Annotated in this window: 21 protein-coding genes and 1 pseudogene; 11 read left to right on the top strand and 11 right to left on the bottom strand. The window is 57.9% G+C overall.

What is annotated here, in order from left to right; genetic code table 11:
* The coding region (locus IC37_RS30265; protein WP_218244355.1) for a hypothetical protein at window positions 1-180 on the top strand (180 nt) is incomplete at its 5' end.
* A 103-nt stretch (window positions 181-283) separates the two neighbouring features.
* On the opposite strand, the gene gshA is transcribed toward IC37_RS30265, so the two are convergent.
* The 3 genes from gshA to IC37_RS27600 all read right to left on the bottom strand — a co-directional run bounded on the left by gshA (window position 284) and on the right by IC37_RS27600 (window position 4,957).
* Entirely contained in the window at window positions 284-1,867 is a 1,584-nt protein-coding gene (gshA, locus tag IC37_RS27590) for a glutamate--cysteine ligase (RefSeq protein ID WP_030131084.1), read from the bottom strand.
* Window positions 1,868-2,249: 382 nt separating this feature from the next.
* Window positions 2,250-2,633 carry a PaaI family thioesterase gene (locus IC37_RS27595; RefSeq protein WP_008076564.1) on the bottom strand — a complete coding sequence of 128 codons (384 nt, stop codon included), beginning with the start codon at window positions 2,631-2,633 and terminating at the stop codon, window positions 2,250-2,252.
* Window positions 2,633-4,957 (bottom strand): Tex family protein, encoded by a 2,325-nt coding sequence (locus IC37_RS27600; RefSeq protein WP_030131082.1) that lies wholly within the window; start codon window positions 4,955-4,957, stop codon window positions 2,633-2,635. Before IC37_RS27600 ends, IC37_RS27595 begins: the two co-directional genes overlap by 1 nt.
* A gap of 146 nt (window positions 4,958-5,103) precedes the next feature.
* Here IC37_RS27600 and IC37_RS29900 point away from each other — a divergent pair, with 146 nt between their 5' ends.
* The 3 genes from IC37_RS29900 to IC37_RS27610 all read left to right on the top strand — a co-directional run bounded on the left by IC37_RS29900 (window position 5,104) and on the right by IC37_RS27610 (window position 7,473).
* Window positions 5,104-5,343: a hypothetical protein gene (locus IC37_RS29900; protein WP_143519261.1), complete on the top strand. Its 240-nt coding sequence runs from the start codon at window positions 5,104-5,106 to the stop codon at window positions 5,341-5,343.
* Window positions 5,318-6,058 (top strand): two-component system response regulator OmpR, encoded by a 741-nt coding sequence (ompR, locus tag IC37_RS27605; RefSeq protein WP_007903084.1) that lies wholly within the window; start codon window positions 5,318-5,320, stop codon window positions 6,056-6,058. Before IC37_RS29900 ends, ompR begins: the two co-directional genes overlap by 26 nt.
* Window positions 6,059-6,159: 101 nt before the next feature.
* The gene (locus IC37_RS27610) at window positions 6,160-7,473 is read left to right on the top strand and encodes an ATP-binding protein (RefSeq protein ID WP_030131081.1); all 1,314 of its coding nucleotides are present in this window, start codon (window positions 6,160-6,162) and stop codon (window positions 7,471-7,473) included.
* Window positions 7,474-7,638: 165 nt separating this feature from the next.
* Here the strand turns inward: IC37_RS27610 and rimK are convergent, their stop codons facing one another.
* Both rimK and IC37_RS27620 read right to left on the bottom strand, forming a co-directional pair.
* Window positions 7,639-8,544 (bottom strand): 30S ribosomal protein S6--L-glutamate ligase, encoded by a 906-nt coding sequence (gene rimK, locus IC37_RS27615; protein WP_008005189.1) that lies wholly within the window; start codon window positions 8,542-8,544, stop codon window positions 7,639-7,641.
* Window positions 8,541-9,002: an ATP-dependent zinc protease gene (locus IC37_RS27620; protein WP_173667533.1), complete on the bottom strand. Its 462-nt coding sequence runs from the start codon at window positions 9,000-9,002 to the stop codon at window positions 8,541-8,543. Before IC37_RS27620 ends, rimK begins: the two co-directional genes overlap by 4 nt.
* A gap of 232 nt (window positions 9,003-9,234) precedes the next feature.
* Between IC37_RS27620 and IC37_RS27625 the strand changes: the two genes are divergently transcribed.
* From IC37_RS27625 to IC37_RS27640, 3 genes are all read left to right on the top strand, one after another.
* A complete protein-coding gene (locus IC37_RS27625; RefSeq protein WP_030131080.1) occupies window positions 9,235-9,642 on the top strand; it encodes an RNA-binding S4 domain-containing protein in 408 nt (135 codons plus the stop codon).
* A gap of 225 nt (window positions 9,643-9,867) precedes the next feature.
* Window positions 9,868-10,770: an Hsp33 family molecular chaperone HslO gene (gene hslO, locus IC37_RS27630; protein ID WP_030131079.1), complete on the top strand. Its 903-nt coding sequence runs from the start codon at window positions 9,868-9,870 to the stop codon at window positions 10,768-10,770.
* Window positions 10,771-10,949: 179 nt separating this feature from the next.
* On the top strand, window positions 10,950-12,491 hold the full coding sequence (locus tag IC37_RS27640) for a phosphoenolpyruvate carboxykinase (RefSeq protein ID WP_030131078.1): 1,542 nt from the start codon (window positions 10,950-10,952) through the stop codon (window positions 12,489-12,491).
* 80 nt (window positions 12,492-12,571) lie between these two features.
* Here the strand turns inward: IC37_RS27640 and IC37_RS27645 are convergent, their stop codons facing one another.
* The 3 genes from IC37_RS27645 to IC37_RS27655 all read right to left on the bottom strand — a co-directional run bounded on the left by IC37_RS27645 (window position 12,572) and on the right by IC37_RS27655 (window position 14,894).
* Window positions 12,572-13,843: a type II toxin-antitoxin system HipA family toxin gene (locus IC37_RS27645; RefSeq protein ID WP_030131077.1), complete on the bottom strand. Its 1,272-nt coding sequence runs from the start codon at window positions 13,841-13,843 to the stop codon at window positions 12,572-12,574.
* 2 nt (window positions 13,844-13,845) lie between these two features.
* Entirely contained in the window at window positions 13,846-14,334 is a 489-nt protein-coding gene (locus IC37_RS27650; RefSeq protein WP_030131076.1) for a helix-turn-helix domain-containing protein, read from the bottom strand.
* A 206-nt stretch (window positions 14,335-14,540) separates the two neighbouring features.
* Entirely contained in the window at window positions 14,541-14,894 is a 354-nt protein-coding gene (locus IC37_RS27655; RefSeq protein ID WP_030131075.1) for a DUF1493 family protein, read from the bottom strand.
* A gap of 178 nt (window positions 14,895-15,072) precedes the next feature.
* On the opposite strand from IC37_RS27655, the pseudogene IC37_RS27660 reads away from it, so the two are divergent.
* Window positions 15,073-15,258: pseudogene (locus IC37_RS27660) on the top strand (S-type pyocin domain-containing protein); the annotation flags it as partial.
* A gap of 147 nt (window positions 15,259-15,405) precedes the next feature.
* On the opposite strand, the gene IC37_RS27665 reads toward IC37_RS27660, so the two are convergent.
* The gene (locus IC37_RS27665) at window positions 15,406-15,699 is read right to left on the bottom strand and encodes a hypothetical protein (RefSeq protein ID WP_030131074.1); all 294 of its coding nucleotides are present in this window, start codon (window positions 15,697-15,699) and stop codon (window positions 15,406-15,408) included.
* A 405-nt stretch (window positions 15,700-16,104) separates the two neighbouring features.
* Here IC37_RS27665 and IC37_RS27670 point away from each other — a divergent pair, with 405 nt between their 5' ends.
* Complete coding sequence (locus IC37_RS27670; protein ID WP_030131073.1) at window positions 16,105-18,039, top strand: ATP-dependent DNA helicase RecQ; 1,935 nt, start codon at window positions 16,105-16,107, stop codon at window positions 18,037-18,039.
* A gap of 24 nt (window positions 18,040-18,063) precedes the next feature.
* Here the strand turns inward: IC37_RS27670 and IC37_RS27675 are convergent, their stop codons facing one another.
* Window positions 18,064-19,566, bottom strand: coding sequence for a Fic family protein (locus IC37_RS27675; RefSeq protein ID WP_030131072.1), 1,503 nt, complete (start codon window positions 19,564-19,566; stop codon window positions 18,064-18,066).
* A 309-nt stretch (window positions 19,567-19,875) separates the two neighbouring features.
* On the opposite strand from IC37_RS27675, the gene IC37_RS27680 reads away from it, so the two are divergent.
* On the top strand, window positions 19,876-21,102 hold the full coding sequence (locus tag IC37_RS27680) for a 3-hydroxyacyl-CoA dehydrogenase (protein ID WP_030131071.1): 1,227 nt from the start codon (window positions 19,876-19,878) through the stop codon (window positions 21,100-21,102).
* Between the two features lie 187 nt (window positions 21,103-21,289).
* A complete protein-coding gene (locus tag IC37_RS27685) occupies window positions 21,290-21,709 on the top strand; it encodes a thioesterase family protein (RefSeq protein ID WP_030131070.1) in 420 nt (139 codons plus the stop codon).
* A 69-nt stretch (window positions 21,710-21,778) separates the two neighbouring features.
* Here the strand turns inward: IC37_RS27685 and IC37_RS27690 are convergent, their stop codons facing one another.
* Window positions 21,779-22,270: a glycine zipper domain-containing protein gene (locus tag IC37_RS27690; RefSeq protein WP_030131069.1), complete on the bottom strand. Its 492-nt coding sequence runs from the start codon at window positions 22,268-22,270 to the stop codon at window positions 21,779-21,781.
* Window positions 22,271-22,548 lie beyond the last annotated feature (278 nt).

Raw genomic sequence — 22,548 nt, forward strand, 5'->3', positions numbered from 1 at the left:
GATTTTTTAAGAGCAAAAACAATGAGTTATTTTTTGTTTGATAAGAGCTTGCTCCCGCTGGAGGCCGAAGGACTCCCAAAAACAGCGAAGGTGTGCCTGATTGAACACGGTCGCAGATTCTACGGCTGCTGCGCAGCCGAGCGGGAGCAAGCTCTTATAGAACAAAATTTATCTCATTGATTTTAAAGATAAATTTATTTGCCGATTTATCGGCATGTTCTCTGCGCGACAGCGCAGCCTCATCGCAGGCTGGGCGGACTCCCTCGCCACAGAGGTTTGCGATCTAGTTGCTAATCGCCAAAATGCTCGCCTGATACGACCCGACAAACACATCGAAATCGCCGACTTCGTTCTGTTCCAGCTCCACTTGTTGAGCCAGCGACGAGCGCGCCCGCTCTTCAAATTTAGCCTGTTCTTCGCCTGAAAGCGGCTCGCTACGGAAAAATTCCGCGTGCACCTGGCTCTGACGCAAGGAGAACCGGGCGAAGCTTTCCTTGTGCTCGGCCATCGCCGCCAGCACTTTAGCCGATGGCGTCAGGGACGAGTCCTTGACCTTGGCCAGTTGTGCGTCCAGTGCCTTGCTGTGGGCAAAGCCGCCATGGCTTTGATCCAGCAATGCCGCCAATGGCGCAATCTTTTCCAGCAATTCGCCGGCCCATTCCTTCAGGTCTACCGGGTGCCCGTCACGTTGCAACTGCAGGCCCGGACGACGACCTTCCTTGACCACGCTGAGGAAGTTCGACGTCGCGTTGCCGCAGCTGGTACTGGTCAACAGCGGGCTGTCGTTCAGTGCGCAGTACAACAGGAACGCATCAAGGAACCGCGACTCGGTGAGGTCGATGCCCATCGGCAGGAACGGGTTGATGTCCAGGCAGCGCACTTCGACGTACTGAATGCCACGGGCCACCAGCGCCTGGATCGGCCGCTCACCGGTGTAGGTCACGCGTTTCGGGCGGATGTTGGAGTAGTACTCGTTTTCGATCTGCAGGATGTTGGTGTTGAGCTGAACCCACTCACCGTCCTGATGCGTACCGACTTCGACGTACGGCGGATACGGCGTGGCCACGGCTTTGCGCAGGCTGTCGGTGTAGCTGGTCAGATCGTTGTAGCACGGCGTCAAGCCCGCCTGGGCGTTGCTCTGGTAACCCAGGTCGCTCATGCGCAGGCTGGTGGCGTACGGCAGGTACAACGTGTCCGGGTCCAGCTGTTCCAGCTGATGCGAGCGACCGCGCAGGAAACCGGCGTCCAGCGCAGGCGAAGCACCGAACAGGTACATCAGCAGCCAGCTGTAACGGCGGAAGTTGCGGATCAGCGCGATGTAGGCCGACGACTGATAATCGCGGTCGGTGCCGTCAAAGCCTTCAGCCTCTTTGAGCAGTGGCCAGAGCTTTTCCGGCAGGGAAAAGTTGTAGTGGATCCCGGCGATGCACTGCATGGTCTTGCCGTAACGCAGGGCCAGGCCCTTGCGGTAGACGTACTTGAGCTGACCGATGTTAGAGGTGCCGTAATAAGCGATCGGGATGTCTTCCTCGGCCGGCAACGGGCACGGCATCGATGGACTCCACAGGTATTCATTGCCGAGCTTGCTGTAGGCAAACCGGTGAATCTTGTCCAGGCTCGCCAGCGTGTCCGCCGGATCTGGCAGGGCCGGCGTGATGAACTCCAGCAGCGACTCGGAATAGTCGGTGGTGATTTGTTCATTGGTCAGCGCGGAACCCAATGCTTCAGGGTGCGGCGTTTGCGCCAGGCGCCCTTCGCCTGTCACGCGCAGGCATTCACGTTCGATGCCGTGAAGGCACTGTTCGAGCAGAGGGAGGTTAGCGCGCTCGCCGAGCAGAGCCAGGCGGCGGTTGAGAAGTTCGCTCAAGTTGGATTCCTTCACGCGTCAGTCGCCCCAATATGGGGGTGGGCAAGACGGTCTACAAGGGTGAAGTTAAAACTGGCGTTTTCGCCTGGTTCTTGAGCCGCACAGAACAGATGCCAGCCAGTTAAGGATTGATCACCGCAATTCCCTGTGGGAGCGGGCTTGCTCGCGAAGAGGGCGTGTCAGTCAACATTGAAGTCGCCTGACACACCGCCTTCGCGAGCAAGCCCGCTCCCACAGGTTGCGCACCTTAACTGACTGGTATTAGCCGTACAGGCTCATATTTAAAGGCCAACTTCATTCCCTGAATCTGGCTATCGCGCGCGAAGAAAACTCCGACGCTGCAGTCACAGCGCCGAAATTAACTCAAATTGATGATGGGGGGCTACAGGACAGCGAACGTGCCTTGTGCTTTTGCGACGAGTTTGTCGCCTTGCATCACGTCGGCTTCGACCACCAGCGTGCGGCGGCCTGGGTGGATCACCCGTGCCGTACACATCACTTCACCGTCGGCGACGGCACGGATGTAGTTGATCTTGCACTCGATGGTTGCGCTCTGCTGGTCAAAGCCGTGGGTGCTGGAACAGGCCAGCCCCATGGCAATATCCACCAGACTGAACAAAGCCCCGCCGTGCAGTTTGCCGCCGCGATTGCGCAGTTCTGGCTCAAGCGCCAGGGCGACTTGCGCCACCCCGGTTTCCAGACTGTGCAAGCGACACCCCAGCAGCTTGAAAAACGCGCTTTCGGTCAAGCCGGCCGGGATTTCCATCAGCGTTTTTTCAACTGTTTGGCGTTAGCGAACAGCGAGGCCATGGCGTTGTTGGCCGGGGCTGCTGCCGTGGTTTCCTTGCGCGGTGCGGTGTTCTGGGATTGGCGTGGTGCCGACCCCGGACGCGCGCCACGGGCACCGTCGATCTTCTCGCCCGGGGTGTCGCTCATGCGCATCGACAGGCCAACGCGTTTGCGCGGGATATCGACTTCCATGACCTTCACCTTGACCACATCACCGGCCTTCACCGCTTCGCGCGGATCCTTGATGAACTTCTCCGACAGCGCGGAGATGTGCACCAGACCGTCCTGATGCACGCCGATGTCGACGAAGGCGCCGAAGTTGGTCACGTTGGTGACCACACCTTCGAGGATCATCCCCAGTTGCAAGTCCTTGAGGTCTTCGACGCCTTCCTGGAACTCGGCGGTCTTGAACTCGGGACGTGGGTCGCGACCGGGTTTTTCCAGTTCTTGCAGAATGTCGGTGACCGTCGGCAGACCGAAGGTTTCGTCGGTGTACTTCTTCGGATCGAGGCGCTTAAGGAAGCTCGCGTCGCCGATCAGCGAGCGAATGTCACGGTCGGTTTCAGCGGCAATGCGCTGCACCAGCGGATAGGCTTCCGGGTGAACCGCGGACGAATCCAATGGGTTGTCACCGTTCATGACCCGCAGGAAGCCCGCAGCCTGTTCGAAGGTTTTTTCACCCAGGCGCGCGACTTTCTTCAACGCCGCACGGGTTTTGAACGCGCCATGCTCGTCGCGGTGGCTGACGATATTCTGCGCCAGGGTCGCATTGAGGCCGGAGATGCGCGCCAGCAGCGCCACGGAAGCGGTGTTGACGTCGACGCCCACGGCGTTCACGCAATCCTCGACCACTGCGTCCAGGCCGCGTGCCAGTTTCAGCTGCGACACGTCGTGCTGGTACTGGCCGACGCCGATGGATTTCGGATCGATCTTCACCAGCTCGGCCAGCGGATCCTGCAAGCGACGGGCAATCGACACCGCGCCACGGATCGACACGTCCAGATCCGGGAACTCCTTGGAGGCCAGTTCCGACGCCGAGTACACCGATGCACCGGCCTCGGAGACCATGACCTTGGTCATCTTCATGGCTGGGTATTTTTTGATCAGCTCAGCGGCGAGCTTGTCGGTTTCACGGCTGGCGGTGCCGTTGCCGATGGCGATCAGGTCCACCGAATGCTTGGCGCACAGGGCGGCGAGCACGGCGAGGGTCTGGTCCCACTTGTTGTGAGGTACGTGCGGGTAAACCGTGGCGTGATCCAGCAGCTTGCCGGTGGCATCGACCACGGCCACCTTGCAACCGGTGCGCAGGCCTGGATCGAGGCCCAGGGTGGCGCGTGGGCCGGCCGGGGCCGACAGCAGCAAGTCGTGCAGGTTGTGCGCGAACACGTTGATCGCTTCGGTTTCCGCACCGTCGCGCAATTCGCCCAGCAGGTCGGTTTCCAGGTGGGTGTAGAGCTTGACCTTCCAGGTCCAGCGCACCACTTCGCCCAGCCATTTGTCGGCGGCGCGGTTCTGGTTCTGGATGCCGAATTGCTGGCCGATCATGCCTTCGCACGGGTGCATGGTGCCCGGCAGTTCATCGCCGACTTTCAGCGCGGAGCTGAGGATGCCTTCGTTGCGCCCACGGAAAATCGCCAGCGCGCGGTGCGATGGCATGCTTTTCAGCGGTTCGTCGTGTTCGAAGTAGTCGCGGAACTTGGCGCCTTCCTCTTCCTTGCCAGCGATTACACGGGCACTGAGGGTCGCTTCCTGCTTGAGATAGTTGCGCAACTTGTCCAGCAGGCCAGCGTCTTCGGCGAAGCGCTCCATGAGGATGTACTTGGCGCCTTCAAGGGCGGCTTTCACATCGGCCACGCCTTTTTCAGCGTCGATGAAGCGCGCGGCTTCGGTTTCCGGGCTCAGGGTCGGGTCGTTGAACAGGCCGTCGGCAAGCGTGCCGAGGCCGGCTTCCAGGGCGATCTGGCCCTTGGTGCGGCGCTTCTGCTTGTACGGCAGGTACAAGTCTTCGAGACGGGTCTTGGTGTCGGCGAGTTTGATGTCGCGTTCGAGTTGCGGGGTCAGTTTGCCCTGCTCTTGAATGCTGGCGAGGATGCTGATCCGCCGTTCGTCGAGTTCTCGCAGGTAGCGCAGACGCTCTTCCAGATGACGCAACTGGATGTCATCCAGGCTGCCGGTCACTTCTTTCCGGTAGCGGGCGATGAAGGGAACGGTAGAGCCTTCATCGAGTAGCGCGACGGCCGCTTCGACCTGTTGTGGGCGTACACCGAGTTCCTCGGCGATGCGGCTGTTGATGCTGTCCATAAAACCACCTGACAAATTGTGAAAGCAGGCTCGCAGGCGCAGAGATAAGGGCTCGGCGAGTCTGGTTGAGCGGCCTGGCGTGCGCCGCTACCTGAGCCAACAGGCTTCCCGTTGACCCGTGAAATCGAACAATTACTGCCAGCGTCATGAAAAAAAAGCGGCTGCTTGCAGTAACGATCAGACGTTGCCTGACACAAAAGGCCGCGCATTATAACCAGCGTTCTGTCCATTCGGGGGCATCGCTGGTTGTAGGCACGATGCCCGGTTTTCTGGCGGTTAAGGAAAAATCTGCTAACAATGCACACGGTGCGTATAACGGCAGCTACGCCATAATGCGCGCCGAGATCAAAGGAGCATCCAATGAGCAGCACTGCAAACATTGCTGAAGGCGAAAAAATTCTTATCGTTGACGACGATCCTGGGCTGAGCAGCCTGCTGGAGCGCTTTTTCGTCAGCAAGGGCTACCGTGCTCGTGCCGTCCCGAACACCGAACAAATGGATCGCCTGCTGGCGCGTGAAGTGTTCAACCTGGTCGTCCTCGACCTGATGCTGCCCGGCGAAGACGGCCTGACCGCTTGCCGCCGCCTGCGCACGGCGAACAATCAGATTCCGATCATCATGCTCACCGCCAAGGGCGATGAGCTTAGCCGCATCAAGGGCCTCGAACTGGGCGCCGACGATTACCTGGCCAAGCCGTTCAACCCGGACGAGCTGATGGCTCGGGTCAAAGCGGTTCTGCGGCGTCAGGCGGCACCAGTGCCAGGCGCACCGGGCAGCGAAGACGAAAGCGTGACCTTCGGTGACTACGAACTGTCCCTGGCCACCCGCGAGCTGAAGCGCGGTGACGAAGTGCACATGCTCACCACCGGTGAGTTTGCGGTGCTCAAGGCGTTGGTCATGAACGCGCGTCAGCCACTGACCCGCGACAAACTGATGAACCTGGCCCGTGGCCGCGAATGGGATGCCCTGGAGCGTTCCATCGACGTACAGATTTCCCGTCTGCGCCGGATGATCGAGCCCGATCCGTCCAAACCACGCTACATCCAGACTGTCTGGGGCGTGGGTTACGTGTTCGTTCCGGATGGCGCCGCCACCAAATGATCGGAGATTTGTAGGAGCGGGTCTTGCGGACGATTGTCCGCAGACTCGTGATCCGCAATGTGCGAGCATCGCTCGCTCCTGCAAGTGTGTAGCGGTTATCCATGAAAACCCCTGTTTGGTTCCCCCAGAGTTTCTTCTCCCGCACCCTGTGGCTGGTGCTGATCGTCGTCCTGTTCTCCAAGGCGCTGACCCTGGTTTATCTGTTGATGAACGAAGACGTGCTGGTGGATCGCCAATACAGCCATGGCGTCGCCCTGACGCTGCGGGCCTATTGGGCTGCCGATGAAGCCAACCGCGCCATAATTGCCGATCGCGTGCCCCTGATTCGAGTGGTGGGTGCAGGCGTACCGGAAGGTGAACAACACTGGCCCTATAGCGAGATTTACCAGCGACAAATGCAAACCGAGCTGGGGGCCGACACCGAAGTCCGACTACGCATGCACTCACCGCCAGCGCTGTGGGTCCGGGCACCGAGCCTGGGCGAGGGCTGGCTGAAAGTGCCGCTGTATCCTCATCCATTGCGCGGCCAGAAAATCTGGAACGTCCTCGGCTGGTTCCTCGCCATTGGTCTGTTGTCCACCGCCTCGGCGTGGATTTTCGTCAGTCAGCTCAACCAACCGCTGAAACGACTGGTCTATGCCGCCAGGCAACTCGGTCAGGGCCGCAGCGTGCGCCTGCCGATCAGCGATACACCGAGCGAAATGACCGAGGTTTATCGCGCCTTCAACCAAATGGCTGAAGACGTCGAACAGGCCGGTCGCGAGCGAGAACTGATGCTGGCCGGGGTCTCCCACGACCTGCGTACGCCTCTGACCCGTTTGCGGTTATCCCTGGAGCTGATGGGCGATCACAGTGACCTGACGGACGACATGATCCGTGACATCGAAGACATGGACGCGATTCTTGACCAGTTCCTGGCGTTCATTCGTGACGGACGTGACGAGTCGGTGGAAGAAGTGGACCTGAGCGATCTGGTTCGCGAAGTCGCCGCGCCGTACAACCAGAACGAAGAGAAAGTGCATTTGCGCCTGGAGCCGATCCAGCCGTTCCCGCTGCGTCGGGTATCGATGAAGCGGCTGCTGAACAACCTGATCGGTAATGCTCTGCATCACGCCGGCAGCGGGGTGGAGGTGGCGGCTTATGTGTCCGGGGATACCAGTGCGCCGTATGTGGTTCTGAGTGTCATGGACCGTGGCGCGGGGATCGATCCGTCAGAGCTGGAGGCGATTTTCAACCCGTTCACCCGTGGCGATCGGGCTCGGGGCGGGAAGGGGACCGGGTTGGGGTTGGCGATCGTGAAGCGGATCGCTTCGATGCATGGCGGGAATGTCGAGTTGCGCAACCGGTCCGGTGGTGGGCTGGAAGCGCGGGTGCGGTTGCCGCTTGGGTTGATGTTGCCGCGGGATGCTGTCTAAACGTCGTACACAACCTCTGTGGCGAGGGAGCTTGCTCCCGCTCGGTTGCGCAGCAGCCGCAAAACCCGACAACCGTATTTCAATAAAAGAATACGGTTGCCGGAATCGGGAGTCCTTCGGCCTCCAGCGGGAGCAAGCTCCCTCGCCACAGGGGCCGAGTAAGCTTCAACCCTTCCCTTTGGTCCGCGTCATATTCGGTCCGCCATTCTTCTCCAGATGCTCGATGATGATCCCCGCCACATTCTTCCCGGTGGTGGTTTCAATCCCTTCAAGCCCCGGCGATGAGTTCACTTCCATCACCAGCGGCCCATGATTGGAGCGCAGGATATCCACCCCCGCCACCGCCAACCCCATGACCTTCGCTGCACGCAATGCGGTCATGCGTTCTTCCGGCGTGATCTTGATCAGGCTCGCACTGCCACCGCGATGCAGGTTGGAGCGAAATTCCCCCGGTTTGGCCTGACGTTTCATCGCCGCGATTACCTTGTCGCCGACCACGAAACAACGAATGTCCGCACCGCCGGCTTCCTTGATGTATTCCTGAACCATGATGTTCTGCTTCAGGCCCATGAAGGCCTCGATCACCGATTCCGCCGCCGTCGCTGTCTCACACAGCACCACACCGATGCCCTGGGTGCCTTCCAGCACCTTGATCACCAGCGGCGCGCCGTTGACCATCTCGATCAAGTCGGGAATGTCATCCGGGGAGTGGGCAAAACCGGTGACCGGCAAACCGATCCCCCGGCGCGACAGCAATTGCAGCGAACGCAGTTTGTCTCGCGAACGGGCGATGGCCACCGATTCGTTGAGCGGAAACACTCCCATCATTTCGAACTGACGCAGCACCGCGCAGCCATAAAACGTTACCGATGCGCCGATCCGCGGGATCACCGCATCGAAACCCTCCAGCGGCTTGCCGCGATAGTGGATCTGCGGCTTGTGACTGGCAATGTTCATGTAGGCGCGCAAGGTGTCGATCACCACCATTTCATGGCCACGCTCCATACCGGCTTCGACCAGACGACGGGTGGAATACAGACGCGGGTTCCGCGACAGCACAGCGATCTTCATGCAACACCTGTGGAGAAGGTAGATACCGGGAACACCGGCTTGTCTTGTACATATTTAATGCCCGGATTGACCACCAACTGGCCGTCGATCAGGGCTTTGGAACCGAGTAACAGGCGATATCGCATGGACTTGCGGCAGGCGAGAGTGAACTCGACCCGCCAGACCCGATCACCAAGGGCCAAGGTGGTGCTGACCACGTAGCGCATCTGCGCATGGCCATTGGAGCTTTTAATGGTTTTTCTCGTTACCAGCGGAGCTTCGCAGCGCCGGTGACGCAGTTGCACTACCGTGCCCAGGTGCGCGGTAAAGCGCACCCACTGTTCCCCATCGCGCTCGAACGGCTCGATGTCGGTGGCGTGCAGGCTGGAGGTGCTGGCGCCGGTGTCGATTTTTGCCCGAAGGCCCGCGACTCCCAAATCCGGGAGCGCCACCCACTCGCGCAGACCGATAACGGTCAAATGATCAAATGTCTTCAAAAGTGCTCAACCGGTAAAAACCGCTCAGACCGCATGCGGCCGAATTCGCGGTATTCACGCAGAATAATGGGTAAAAGGCGACAGATATCTACTGCCCGGATTTCCATCCCTCAATGTGCGGGGGAATGCCTGCATTCTAATCCACAGCGTGGGAATTCATGGCACGACAGAAACGGTAGTACAGTTCATCGATATTTCAGAATGAGGTCATCCAATGGCACAAAAAAGCGAAGAGGACGACAAGATCCGTCTCGATAAATGGTTGTGGGCCGCGCGTTTTTATAAAACACGTGCCTTGGCCAAGGCCGCGATTGAGAGTGGCAAGGTGCATTGCCGGGGCGAGCGCTGCAAGCCAGGCAAGGAACCGAGGCTCGGCGATGAGTTTCAGATTCGCACCGGCTTTGAGGAGCGCACGGTGGTGGTCCAGGCGCTGTCGATCGTGCGCCGTGGCGCGCCGGAGGCTCAGGCTCTGTATGCCGAAACCGAAGCCAGCGTCGCCAAACGCGAAGCGGCTGCGGCCATGCGTAAGGCCGGGGCGTTGGGCGTGAGCACCGATGGCAAGCCGAGCAAGAAGCAGCGCCGGGATCTGTTCAAGTTTCGCGGTAACAGCAACGACGAGTAGCGATCGCCGTCGGGCGCAGACTTGTAATCGCGCTCCTGTGCAGCCATATGGGTGTACTCGACAGCGGCAAAGTGAAAACGCCGTTCGTCGAAAACCGAGGTTTGACCTTGCTTGGAACAAACCCGGATTGTTCATAAAATGCCTTTACGGCTGAACTTTGTCCGCCCAAAAATGCGGAATCGACGCTATTTTTCTTTTTTGTCACTCTTTCAGATACCCAGACCTATGACCAATCTATCGGATAACGACTACACCCAACGCTTCATCTTCGATGACAGCGACACCCGCGGCGAGCTGGTTGGATTGGAGCGTAGCTATGCCGAAGTCCTCGCCAAACACGCCTATCCGGAGCCGGTCGCGCAACTGCTGGGCGAACTGATGGCGGCGGCGGCGTTGCTGGTTGGCACCTTGAAGTTCGATGGCTTGCTGATTCTTCAGGCCCGTTCCGAAGGCCCGGTGCCGTTGCTGATGATCGAGTGCTCCAGTGAGCGTGAAATTCGTGGTCTGGCTCGTTACGAAGCCGACCAGATTGCCCCCGACGCGACCCTCGCCGACCTGATGCCCAACGGTGTGCTGGCACTGACCGTCGACCCGACTCAGGGCCAGCGTTACCAAGGTATCGTCGACCTCGACGGCGCAACCCTGTCGGAGTGCTTCACCAACTACTTCGTCATGTCCCAACAGACCAATACCCGCTTCTGGCTCTACGCCGATGGCCGTCGTGCCCGTGGCCTGCTACTGCAGCAATTGCCTGCCGACCGTCTGAAAGACGAAGAAGAGCGTGCCGCCAGCTGGCAGCACATCACCGCTCTGGCCAGCACCCTGACCGCCGATGAATTGCTGAGTCTGGACAACGAAACCGTGCTCCATCGCCTCTACCATGAAGAACAGGTGCGCCTGTTCGACATACAGAAACTGCGTTTCCATTGCAGCTGTTCGCGGGAACGCTCGGGCAATGCGCTGGTCAGTTTGGGTCTGGAAGATGCTCAGAAGCTGGTCGTCGAACATGGCGGCCGCATCGAGGTCGATTGTCAGTTTTGCAACGAGCGCTACCTGTTCGACGGGGCCGATATCACCCAATTGTTTGCAGGTGCAGGGGTCGAATCGCCGTCAGATACCCGTCACTAAAACGTTTCAGTGCAGGTAAATTCACTGCTTAACGCCGGAATAACGCCGTTACGACGGGAGGGCCCTACACTTTTTGGGCTTTTCTGGCATAATCCGGCCCACTTTTTTCGCGGTAGTAGTGCACGACTTTCTACTACAAAACGTTTGGAGCACTCGGCCACTGGCCGACGGGGAACCTCATGACGCAAGCCAATAACGCCGTGTACACCGATCTGAGTGTTGATGATCTGGTTAAAGAAGCCCTGAATCGCGGTGAAGGCGAGCTTGCCGATACCGGCGCGCTGGTTGTTCGCACCGGTCACCGTACCGGCCGTTCGCCAGTCGATCGTTTCATCGTTGAAGAGCCGACCACCCAGGACGCCATCGCCTGGGGCCCGATCAACCGCAAGTTCCCGGCCGACAAGTTCGATGCCCTGTGGGCTCGCGTCGAGGCCTTCAACAACGCGCAAGAGCATTTCGTTTCCCACGTACATGTAGGTGCTGCCGAAGAGCACTATCTGGCCGTGAAGATGACCACCCAGACTGCCTGGCAGAACCTGTTCGGTCGTTGCCTGTTCATCAACCCGGCCCAGTACAACCCGGCTGGCCGTGAAGAGTGGCAAGTTCTCAACGTCGCCAACTTCGAATGCGTTCCAGAGCGTGATGGCACCAACTCCGACGGTTGCGTGATCATCAACTTCGCACAGAAGAAAGTGCTGATCGCCGGCATGCGCTACGCCGGTGAAATGAAGAAAGCCATGTTCTCGGTGCAGAACTTCCTGCTGCCGGCCGCTGACGTGCTGCCAATGCACTGCGCCGCCAACATCGGTGAAGCAGGCGACGTGACCCTGTTCTTCGGTCTGTCCGGCACCGGTAAAACCACCCTGTCCGCCGACGAAAGCCGTTACCTGATCGGTGACGACGAACACGGTTGGGGCGAGGGCGTGGTGTTCAACATCGAAGGCGGTTGCTATGCCAAGTGCATCGACTTGTCCGAGAAGAACGAGCCGGTCATCTGGAAAGCCATCAAGCACGGCGCGGTCCTGGAAAACGTCGTTATCGATGACGCCAAGCACGCCGATTACGCTGATGTCAGCCTGACCCAGAACAGCCGCGCCGCCTACCCGCTGGAGCACGTCGCCAAGCGTTCCGAGAAAAACCTCGGTGGTGAGCCAAACGCTGTGATCTTCCTGACCTGCGACCTGACCGGCGTCCTGCCGCCAGTCTCGATCCTCAGCGAAGAACAAGCGGCCTACCACTTCCTGTCCGGCTACACCGCACTGGTGGGCTCGACCGAAATGGGTTCCGGCAGCGGCATCAAGTCGACCTTCTCCACCTGCTTCGGCGCACCGTTCTTCCCGCGTCCGGCCGGCGAATACGCAGAACTGCTGATCAAGCGCATCCGCGGCTTCGGCTCCAAGGTCTACCTGGTCAACACCGGCTGGACCGGCGGTGGCTACGGCGTCGGCAAACGCTTCAACATCCCGACCACTCGTGGCGTGATTGCAGCGATCCAGAGCGGCGCGTTGATCGGTGCTGAGACTGAGCACCTGGACACTATCAACCTGGACGTTCCGTTGGTTGTGCCGGGCGTTGAGACTGGTCTGTTGAACCCGCGTAATACCTGGGCTGACAAGGCTGCTTATGATGAAGCGGCTAAGGCGTTGGCTGGGTTGTTTGTTGAGAACTTCAAGAAGTTCGATGTGAGCGATGCGATCAAGGCTGCTGGGCCTAAGCTGTAAGGCTTGAACTTAGCGAATGAAAAAGCCGCCCTTTGGGGCGGCTTTTTTTTTGTGGGCGATGAAAGACAAGCAATACGGGGTCACTTGGTAGACAGGCGAAATGCAGTAGACATATTGTCTTGTTCACGCTTCGACAGCCCCGCCGCGCTGGCAACTCTTGGCCACTGGCTCACCACCTCTTGGAAGTTCTCAATTATTTCTTCCGCATCAATACGGCTAACCCGAAAGAACCCGGCCACTTCACGAGCAAGTTCGAGATCCAAAGCATCGTCGGCATCTGTAATGTTGAGCTTCAATCCATCGGCGTGTGCCACCGGGTTCATGTCGTAGGCATCAGAGAGGCGCCACCCACGACCGGGATCAAGAAGAAAGCCATGGTTGCGCATGTGGTCGTCGGTATTGGAAACCAGGATGTTGAACACAATACGCGACCACAACTCGCGCAGATCTTTGTCGGGTTCTGAGCCATGCTCCATGAGTACTTCTGCGAGCTCTAGATAGCTGGCGCCCACCGATGCATCGTCACTGTCTACGCGGTCAGTCATGGTCATGGCTGAGGCGAAATGTAGTCGCCCACCCGTTTCGGTACGGTCGAACCGTTTGACCATGAAGCAGTGATGGTCGCTCGCATAGCGCTGCGCAATACCCTTCGCCACCCGCAGACCGCATTGATTCGCCAGAACACTCACCACGAATTCCCATCCGCCGACGTCATAGTCGTCCCGAGTGCTCGGAAACTTGGCGATCCACAGATGACCATTCTTGTCAGCAACACTGGTCATGGGCCTGGCACCGCCCAATGAACCACCGGGTGCGATCAACATTCTCAGCCACTTGCGCCCATCGAGTGAGGTGTTGTCTGGATCGTTTTCCAACGCTCGACTTGCCTGCTCCAACGCGCGTAATTCGACAAAGGGAGGCGCCGCCAATCCATCTCGATCATCCAGAAAATTGCCTTCGTCATTGAGCTTGTAACGAATAGCACCGACTCGATAGAGATCATGAACGCCTAACAGGAAATCCGACTCATAGAGCTTGGTACCCTTCGGGACCAAGCCGTCGCGGATGTCTCGTTCCAGTCGGCGTTTCATCAGCAATTGACCCCAGCGATCCGGGCTTGAGTCGGCAAAAACGCCGAAGCGGGTCTGATGCTGTCCAGGGAACTGTCGCCCTTCGAAGAGCCTGATACGGGGATCCAGCGTCGTGAAATTCAACTCGGGATCGGCCAAAGCAGCAGTGTCGTACTCAAACTCGAACACGTTAGTGGAGCGAGCCTTTCTGACATGAAGAAACCCAAGACGCCTTGGACTTTGCAGGGTTTCCCAATCGGCATACACCGCGATCAGTGTCATTTTTAATCCGTCTCAGGTTTAGATTTTTTCTTGGTAAACAAATTGGAAAAAGAGTGGGTGTTCAATGGGAAATCAACTTCAAGATCCGATTCGGAGATGGGACTTTCCAGTGCTTCCGTAGCCCTGTCGCGAATGGGTGACGACGCTTTCGTTGAAGTCACGTTGCGCACTCGTTGGCGTTTACTGGATGCTGCGTTCGCTCTTGGGGTTAATTGCGCGTCTTGCAGTTGGCGTCCCAACTCATCCGTTGCTGCGAGCTTGTTCAAGTCTTTTTCCAAGCCCAGAACCTGCATCACGGACATATAGGCACCGATCGTCACGCCTGAGCCGCCGGACTCCAATGAGCGCAGCGTTGTCAGCGACATGCCTGCTCTCTCAGCCACTTGCTTGGCTGTCAGCTTGCGACGTAGTCGAGCGAGTTTGAGTCGTTCGCCAAACTCGGCGAGCAACCTGGATGCAGCCGGCAGCAGGGGTGCTGTTTTTTTAGCCATATGCCATTATTCCTTCGTTTTTAGGCTTTAACTGCCAGAATAATAGCACTTATGTGGTGATTTGCTGGACTGCCCCAACATGTACAAAACTCTCTTCTACCAGTACGGTCGCTCCAGATATACGTGGAAGGCGGATTATTGAAACTGCCATTATTCCAACTAAAATCGATAAAAACAGCCAGAATATTGCCACTTAAGTGGTCCGCTTAGATCTCTTCCAGAGCCTTTGTATCCCACCGTTGCAACTTGACCGCTTGGTAAAGCATGCCGATGGTCAGTGGGGCTTTGTCGCCACGACCTTTGGCTCGACGTTTGAGGAATACATCAAACCCTTCCGGCTGAAAGTACCGATACGCGTCGTAGTCCACGAAGTCGACCCCAAACTGTTCTTCCAGCGCTTCCATCAAATGCCGCGCATCAGCGCCGTCGCAGCTCAGGTCGAAATTGATCGAGGTGTTGAGGCTGAGCGTTTTGCGTTCAGGCAGGCCGAGTTCTTCGTGCAGCAGCTGTATGAGCAGGCGCATGGTGTGGTCGTCGGGGAAGTTGGGGGCGAGGTTCATGGTGCATCTTCCATTTGGGGCATGCCGATGAATCGGCTTGGGCCGGATTTTGCGGCAAGTTTGGTTGAAGAATGATCGCACGGCAGGTTCAGATTAGCCCTACAACCACACTTTCCAACACTCGGTAACTTCGCTGGCCTCGGCATTGAGCCGTGGTTTAGTGGTGACGGAGGGGGGGGCAGATACGTTGGGTATCCCGGCGCTGGAAGCGGCGCCGCAAGCGCCTCAAGTGTGGATCTTTCCGCCGACGGAGCAAGCGGACAACATTATCGTTAGCCCGGTTTATCCGCCGGAGTATCAGGATTTTATTCTGGTGTTTCCGGCGGATTCGGGGGTTCGGCCGCTGTACGTCGTTCTGAGCGTGCGACGTAAAGGGCTTCCAGGAAGGCAGCATACAACGGTTACCACTCGCCGTAGCAGCAGAAAAGATGGCCGCGTGAGAACCGAAAATAATGTCCAAAATTACTGGACCAGTTCAGCCTCGCTCCTACAGGGGATCGTTGTCTGGGTCTCAACCCGCTGTGGTTTTCGGCAAGCGTTGCCGGGCGATCTCGAGCAGTTCGCAGCCATCTTGGGTTAGCAAGTAAAGAGCATTGACGATATTGGGAATGTCTTTCACGTCGGCCTGTTTGAAGCACAGGCAATAGAGCGTTTCGAGCAGGTCGCTGGCGGCGCGGATGCGTTGGCGGGCGGCGTCGAGGATTTCGTGAGGATTGGCTTCGGTGTCGATGACCAACACCGGGGTGTCGCTGTAGCTGGTTTTGAGCGGGCGATAGCGGTCGGTTAACGAGTGGCGCGTGTTCATCGAAGTCGGTCCTGTGGGAAGTCGGGCAGTCTCGCTGGCGGGCCGACACAGTGTTTTCAGCCGCGTCGAAAACTATAGAGGGTCGCGGCGAGGCGTCGCAAGGTGGCGCAAATGGACAGGATTTGTAGGGGGTTTATCGGCGCTATCGCCCTTTGCCTACGCACATCCCCGGCCATTTTTTAATCTATTCCCCTAGAGGTCGATATTCCTACAGGATTGTCAGGCTTAACGCATCAAGCCTCGGGATGGTGCGCGCCAGAATTTGTAGGACGTTTCGGAGCGTCTGAGTTGACTCGTGCCATCCGCGGTATCATCCCGTATCGTTTTTACCCCCGACCTTTTCTCGACTCGCTGCGTTCTCCGGCTAGGCTTTGGGCTTCGCAGCGGTCAACGGAGTGACAGCTTATGCACAACACCCTGGAACAGGTTTTCGGTTATCCACAGTTTCGGCCCGGTCAGGAGGCGGCGGTCAGTGCTGTGTTGGCCGGGCGCTCGGCGGCGGCGATTTTCCCGACCGGTTCGGGCAAGTCGCTTTGCTATCAATTGCCGGCCTTATTGCTGCCGCACCTGACATTGGTTGTGTCGCCCCTGTTGGCGTTGATGCAGGATCAGTTGGCGTTCTTGCAGCGTCACGGCATTGCGGCGGGCAGTATCGATTCGGCCCAGAGCCGTGATGACGCCAGTGATGTGATGGCCCGGGCAAAGTCCGGCGAATTGAAGATTCTGATGATTTCCGTGGAGCGCTTGAAGAACGAACGCTTCCGCCATTTTTTGCAGCAAGTGCCGATCTCTCTGCTGGTGGTAGACGAGGCTCACTGTATCTCCGAGTGGGGTCACAACTTCCGTCCCGACTACCTCAAGTTGCCGGACTACCAGCGCCAGTTCAACATCCCTCAGGCCCTGCTTCTGACCGCTACCGCGACACCCAAAGTGATCGCCGACATGGAGACCAAATTCGCCATTGCTCCCGAGGATGTGGTGACCACCGGTTTCTACCGACCCAACCTCAATCTGTTGGTGGAACCGGTACGCGGCCAAGACAAGCGAAGACGCCTTGTCGAGTGGATGAGCCAGCGTCCCGGCCAGCCGAGTATCGTCTACGTCACCCTGCAGAAAACCGCCGAGCACATCGCCGAACATCTGGGGCGGAACGGCATTCAGGCCGAGGCCTATCACGCCGGTTTGCCCCATGAACAGCGGGAAGGGATACAGAAACGGTTCATGGGCGGGCAATCCAATTGCATCGTCGCCACCATCGCGTTCGGCATGGGCATCGACAAGAGCGACATCCGCAACGTGGTGCATTTCGACCTGCCTAAATCCATCGAAAACTACAGCCAGGAAATCGGCCGCGCCGGGCGTGACGGTCAGCCGTCCGATTGCCTGGTGCTGGCCAACCGCGACAGCCTCAACGTGCTGGAGAACTTCGTCTACGGCGACACGCCGGAACGGGACGGCATTCGTTGCGTGCTCGAGGAGTTGCAAGCCGCTGTGCCCGAGGGGCAGTGGGAATTTCTGCTGGGACCTTTGGCCGATCAGAGCAACATTCGCCAGTTACCGCTCAAGACCTTGTTGGTACAGCTGGAACTGCGCGGAATAATCGCACCGCGTTATGCCTATTACGCTGAATACCGCTTCAAGTATTTGCAGGAACCTGAGGCATTGCTGGCCCGATTTGAAGGTGAGCGAAAGGACTTCGTCTCGGCGATCATCCGGACCTCCAGCCGCGCGCGAACGTGGGCCACAGTAAATTTCGATGCGCTGTATGAACAGTATTCCGCCGAGCGCAGTCGGGTGGTCAAGGCGTTGGATTATTTTCAGGAAAAGGGCTGGGTCGAGGTCGAAAGCAAGCAGATGACCGAGGTCTACAGCCTGCTGCAAGCGGACTTTGATTCCCCAACCCTGAGCGCTGAATTGCACGCCTACTTCACCCAACACGAGCGCACTGAGATTGCACGGATTCACGCCATGCTGGATCTGTTCGCTACCGACCACTGCCTGGGTTATCGCCTGGCGGAATACTTCGGCGACGAAAACGCGCCCCGACAGTGTGGGCATTGCTCGGTGTGTCACGGTCAGGTGGCGCGGCTACCAGCGCCCCCGGAATTGCCAGCGCTTGTGGATAAAAATTTCGAGACTCTGGGTGGTGACTTTATCCACAGGCACGAGCAGCACACGGGGAGTGTTCCATCGGCGGAGCGCGTTACGCGGTTTCTGTGCGGGATCAGCGTGCCATTGTTTACCAAACTCAAGGCGCGGTCGATTTCGGGGTTTGCGGCGTTGGAGGACTATCCGTATGCCGACGTGCGTGACTGGGCTCAAGCGCATCTACCAAGTTGAAACACGGCCTCCCACAGAGGCCGTTCAAACTTCTTCAGGAGACTCACCGTAAGCATCGGCCAATAGAGCCTGAGCTTGTTGCTCAAGAAAATCAAAGACCTCTTCCTGAATCGATCCTTGGTATTGTTTGCGACGGCCTTTGGACACGATGCCGTTTTGATCCAGGCACTGCATGACTAGCCTGGACAAAAGATTGCCTCGAACGTCGTAGTTTTCGTTTACAACCTTCACGAGAGTATCGAATCGCTGAAGAAAATCGGTTTCCTCTCTCAGCTCCACCTCGAGGGCTCGTTTGGCCATTTCCATCGTGAACGCTACGCAATCGGTGGCATCCCAATAGCGATAGATACTGGAATCGCCGATGAAGTTGAAGCTCATTGTTTCTGCATCGATCCAGCGAACATCCCAAAACTCACGGGCTGGCTTTGAGAAAGACTGTAGTGCTTCCAGATAGTGTTGTTCTTCACGCTTCATAGCGACCGAAACAGGTAGCAAGAGGCCGTTTTCGAGAGCACCGCTTCGGCACAGAGCCAGGTGGATCAGGAAGCGCGAAAGACGGCCATTGCCATCCATGAAGGGGTGCAGAAAGACGAAGCCAAAAGACGCGATGCCTGCGGCGACCAATGGGTCGAGTTGCTCTGGCGCTCTGTTGGCAAAGGTCATCAGCTCTTCCATCAACTCACGGCAGAGCTCGGGGTCTGGCGGCACGTAGGTCACACCAGCAGCACCGCGAAATGAATTACTCAGGTGGTTTTGTTCGTGTCGGAATGCTGCTGCACGATCAAAGGGGTTGGAGATCGCACTGTTCTGCAGCGCGACGAGATAATCTTCCGTAAGCGGCTGGCGCTCATGTGCCTGGCGGAGCAGTTGCACAAATCGTTGCGCCTTCTGCTCACTGGGGGCTTCCTTCTCGATTGCAAACGAGTTTTCGGTTTCGCTCAGATACGCCCAATTGATCGCCCGATCCATCATTTCTTTTGGAAGGGAACCAATAAAGACTTTTGATCGACCAAGAATGTCATAGTCGAGCAGGGTCTGAATCTCAGCTGTGCGTTCGACTGTTGCGCAATATCGAAGCGTACCAAGCCCATTGAAGTCGACTCGCCAGCGCGAGTTTCGGACTGATGGCCCGGTGATGTAATTGTCCGGATCAAATAGAAAAGTAGCGGTGCCGCGTGGGTTGTCGGGATAGTCCAGGTGCTGGTCGGTGAAAAATTCCCAGAGGAAGCAAATTTTACGCAGGTAGGCGCTACTGGGAGCCTCGGTTATGGCTTCGACCAATATTTGGCCATCAATGCGGGGGAGTGCCTGAGCCAGAATGGCGAGATTGACGCCCTCATGCTTTAGCGCAAACATGATGTGTGCGAGGTAGTCTTCTTTCGCTGGCGCAACGCTCAGCGGAACGGACAGCGCACCGCCGATTTTCTCCAGGCGAGTAACTGGCTGGATGAGCGCTGGCCGTTTCACTTCGATAGCTTTTAGATCCAGCGCATCAATTAAATGGGCGTAGCCCACTCTGTTTCCCATCGCAGTTCCCCTATCTGGGTAAGATTTTTTTTACCACGCCAAGATTTTTTTTAAAATCATCAAATCAGATAAGAAAATTTTAACCTGATTAAAGTTGTTGGCTAGCACCCATTTGGGTCTGGTTCACTCCTTTGTGGTTCTTCCTGAGTTCCGGGTCTCCAGAGCAGGTAGCGGTTGTGGGAATGGGCTTCCCGCAATGAATGGCACATCCATCCCCTGAATGTCGCTCATCACAGGAATAAATTTCAAAAAAGCCCGGCGCCTGACTATGGTGAGGACTGTCTTTGGATCGCTAACAAGAGAACAATCATGAGCCAGACACCGTTCGATATTCAGCGCGCCGCCGTGATCGGCGCGGGCACCATGGGTCGTGGCATTGTCATGTGCCTGGCTAACGCCGGCGTTCCGGTGCAGTGGGTCGACAACAATCCGCAGATGCTTGAACAGGCGCTGACCAGCGTGGCTGAGACTTACGCCCACAACGTGCGTCAGGGACGGATCGATCAGGCCGAGGCGGATGCGCGCATTGCACGGGTGACGGCGGCTGCCGATTACGCAGCGATCCGCGATGTCGATCTGGTCATCGAAGCGGTCTACGAAAACCTCGAGTTGAAGCAGAAAATTTTCCGCGAACTTGACGGCCTGATGAAACCTGAAGCGATTCTGGCCAGCAATACCTCGGCGCTGGACATCGACGCGATTGCTGCTGCCACTCGCCGTCCGCAGCAGGTGCTGGGCCTGCATTTCTTCAGCCCGGCGCACATCATGAAATTGCTGGAGATCGTGCGCGGCGCCCAGACGGAACCGGCGGTGCTTGATGCGGCGCTGGAGTTGGGCAAGTGCATGGGCAAGGTCAGCGTGGTGTCGGGCAACTGCCATGGCTTCATTGGCAACCGCATGCTGCATCCGTACGTGCTCGAAGCGCGCAAGATGCTGCTGGAAGGCGCTTTGCCTTATCAGGTGGATGCGGCACTCCAAGGGTTTGGTTTCGCCATGGGGCCGTTCCGCATGTATGACGTGGTCGGCATCGACCTGGAGTGGCGCGCTCGGAAGCTGGCTGGCAAGGGCCAGGATGCGCCGGAGGTTCAAGTGGACAACCGCTTGTGCGAGCTCGGGCGTTTCGGTCAGAAGAGTGGCGATGGGTATTATCACTACGAACCGGGCAGTCGCCAGGCTGAGCACGATCTGGAAGTCGATGCGCTGGTGCTGAAAGTCAGTGAAGGGTTGGGGTTCCAGCGTCGCGAGATCGGCCCTGAAGAGGTTCTGGAGCGTTGTTTGCTGGCGCTGGTCAACGAAGGGGCGAAGATTCTTCAGGAAGGTATTGCAACGTCGGCGCATGACATCGACCTGGTCTACCTCAATGGTTATGGCTTCCCGGCGGACAAGGGGGGGCCGATGGCCTGGGCGGATCAGCAAGGGTTGGAAGATATTCATCTGCGGTTGTTGCAGCTTGAGACCAAGCAGGGCGATCACTGGGCGCCGGCGCGGTTGATTGGAGAGCTGGCGGCGCAGGGCAAAGGATTTGCCGGCATGTGATTTATGTGGCGTCTGTGAGGGCGCCTTCGCGAGCAAGCCCGCTCCCACACTGGATCTTCATTGAACACAGATTTTGTGTACGACCAAGATCAAGTGTGGGAGCGGGCTTGCTCGCGAAGAACGATAACGCGGTTTACGCCTTAGACTCGCTGTTCAACTCCAGGAACCGACACTGATGTCCAGCCCGATGCCTCAACGCACCGACTACCCGCACTTCCAGCCCATCACCACCCGCTGGCATGACAACGACGCCTACGGTCACGTCAACAACGTCACCTACTACAGTTTTTTCGACACGACGGTGAACACCTACCTGATCGAAGTCGGCGGTCTGGATATCCATGACGGCGAGGTGGTGGGTTTTGTGGTGAGTTCGGCCTGCGACTACTTTGCTTCTATCGCTTTCCCGGACCGGATCGAAATCGGCCTGCGGGTCGGCAAGTTGGGCAATAGCTCGGTGCAATACGAATTGGCGGTATTCAAGACCGGAGAAGATGAGGCCTGCGCGGCAGGGCGCTTCGTGCATGTGTTCGTGGATCGGACCACGAATCAACCGGTGGCGATTCCTGCCGGATTGCGAGGGGCATTGGAGCGGCTAGCGGTTTGAGGGGCAAAAAAAATCGCAGCCCGAGGGCTGCGATGTTTTGATCTACCGGTAGACGAGGCGATAAAAACCTCAGTCGTCGTGGTAGCGATGTTTATGTTTATGCTTGCGATGGCCATAGGCATGGCCACGACCTGGATGGCCGTCACGGTAGTAGCGACGATCATCACGGCCACGATAGGAACGACGATCATCGTCGTCATCGCTCTTGTTGCCCATGTAGTTACCCAGCGCGCCACCGGCGCCGCCGCCTGCTGCGGAGCCGATCAGGCTGCCGGTGGTGCCGCCCATGCTGCGGCCGACCACGTTACCGCCTGCTGCGCCCAACGCACCGCCAATGGCGGCTTCGCCACGGCTGCGTTTGTCTGCGCCGACTGCGCTACCACCCGCGCCGCCCAACGCTGCGCCAATGGTTGAACCTGTACTGCCGCCTAACGATTGACCGACGACCGAGCCAAGAACCCCGCCCAATGCGCCGCCCACACCAGCTTCGGTGGTGCCGCCTGCAGAAGCGAAGCCACTGACCAGGCCAAGGGACAACAAGAGAATCGAGGAGAACTTCATAGAGGAACCTCAAGGGGATGACGGCGCGATCCTGAGGCTGTGTCATGGTTGTGACAATCGAAATCCGACGAGTAACACGACTTGAGCACAATTCTATAAGTTACTGTTTTTTGGGCGGAACTTAAGTGTTTTTCGCCGGTCTTTAACTACTTGGCAAAGGCCGTTTCTATACAGAAACGGCCTTTTTTGTGGGCGATTGGAAAGTGTTTTCCCAGTGATCGTTCCCACGCTCCGCGTCACTAGTGTCCGGTAAACATGTTTCATAGCTGAAGGCTGCC

Source organism: Pseudomonas sp. QTF5 (assembly GCF_000512695.2).
GTDB lineage: Bacteria > Pseudomonadota > Gammaproteobacteria > Pseudomonadales > Pseudomonadaceae > Aquipseudomonas.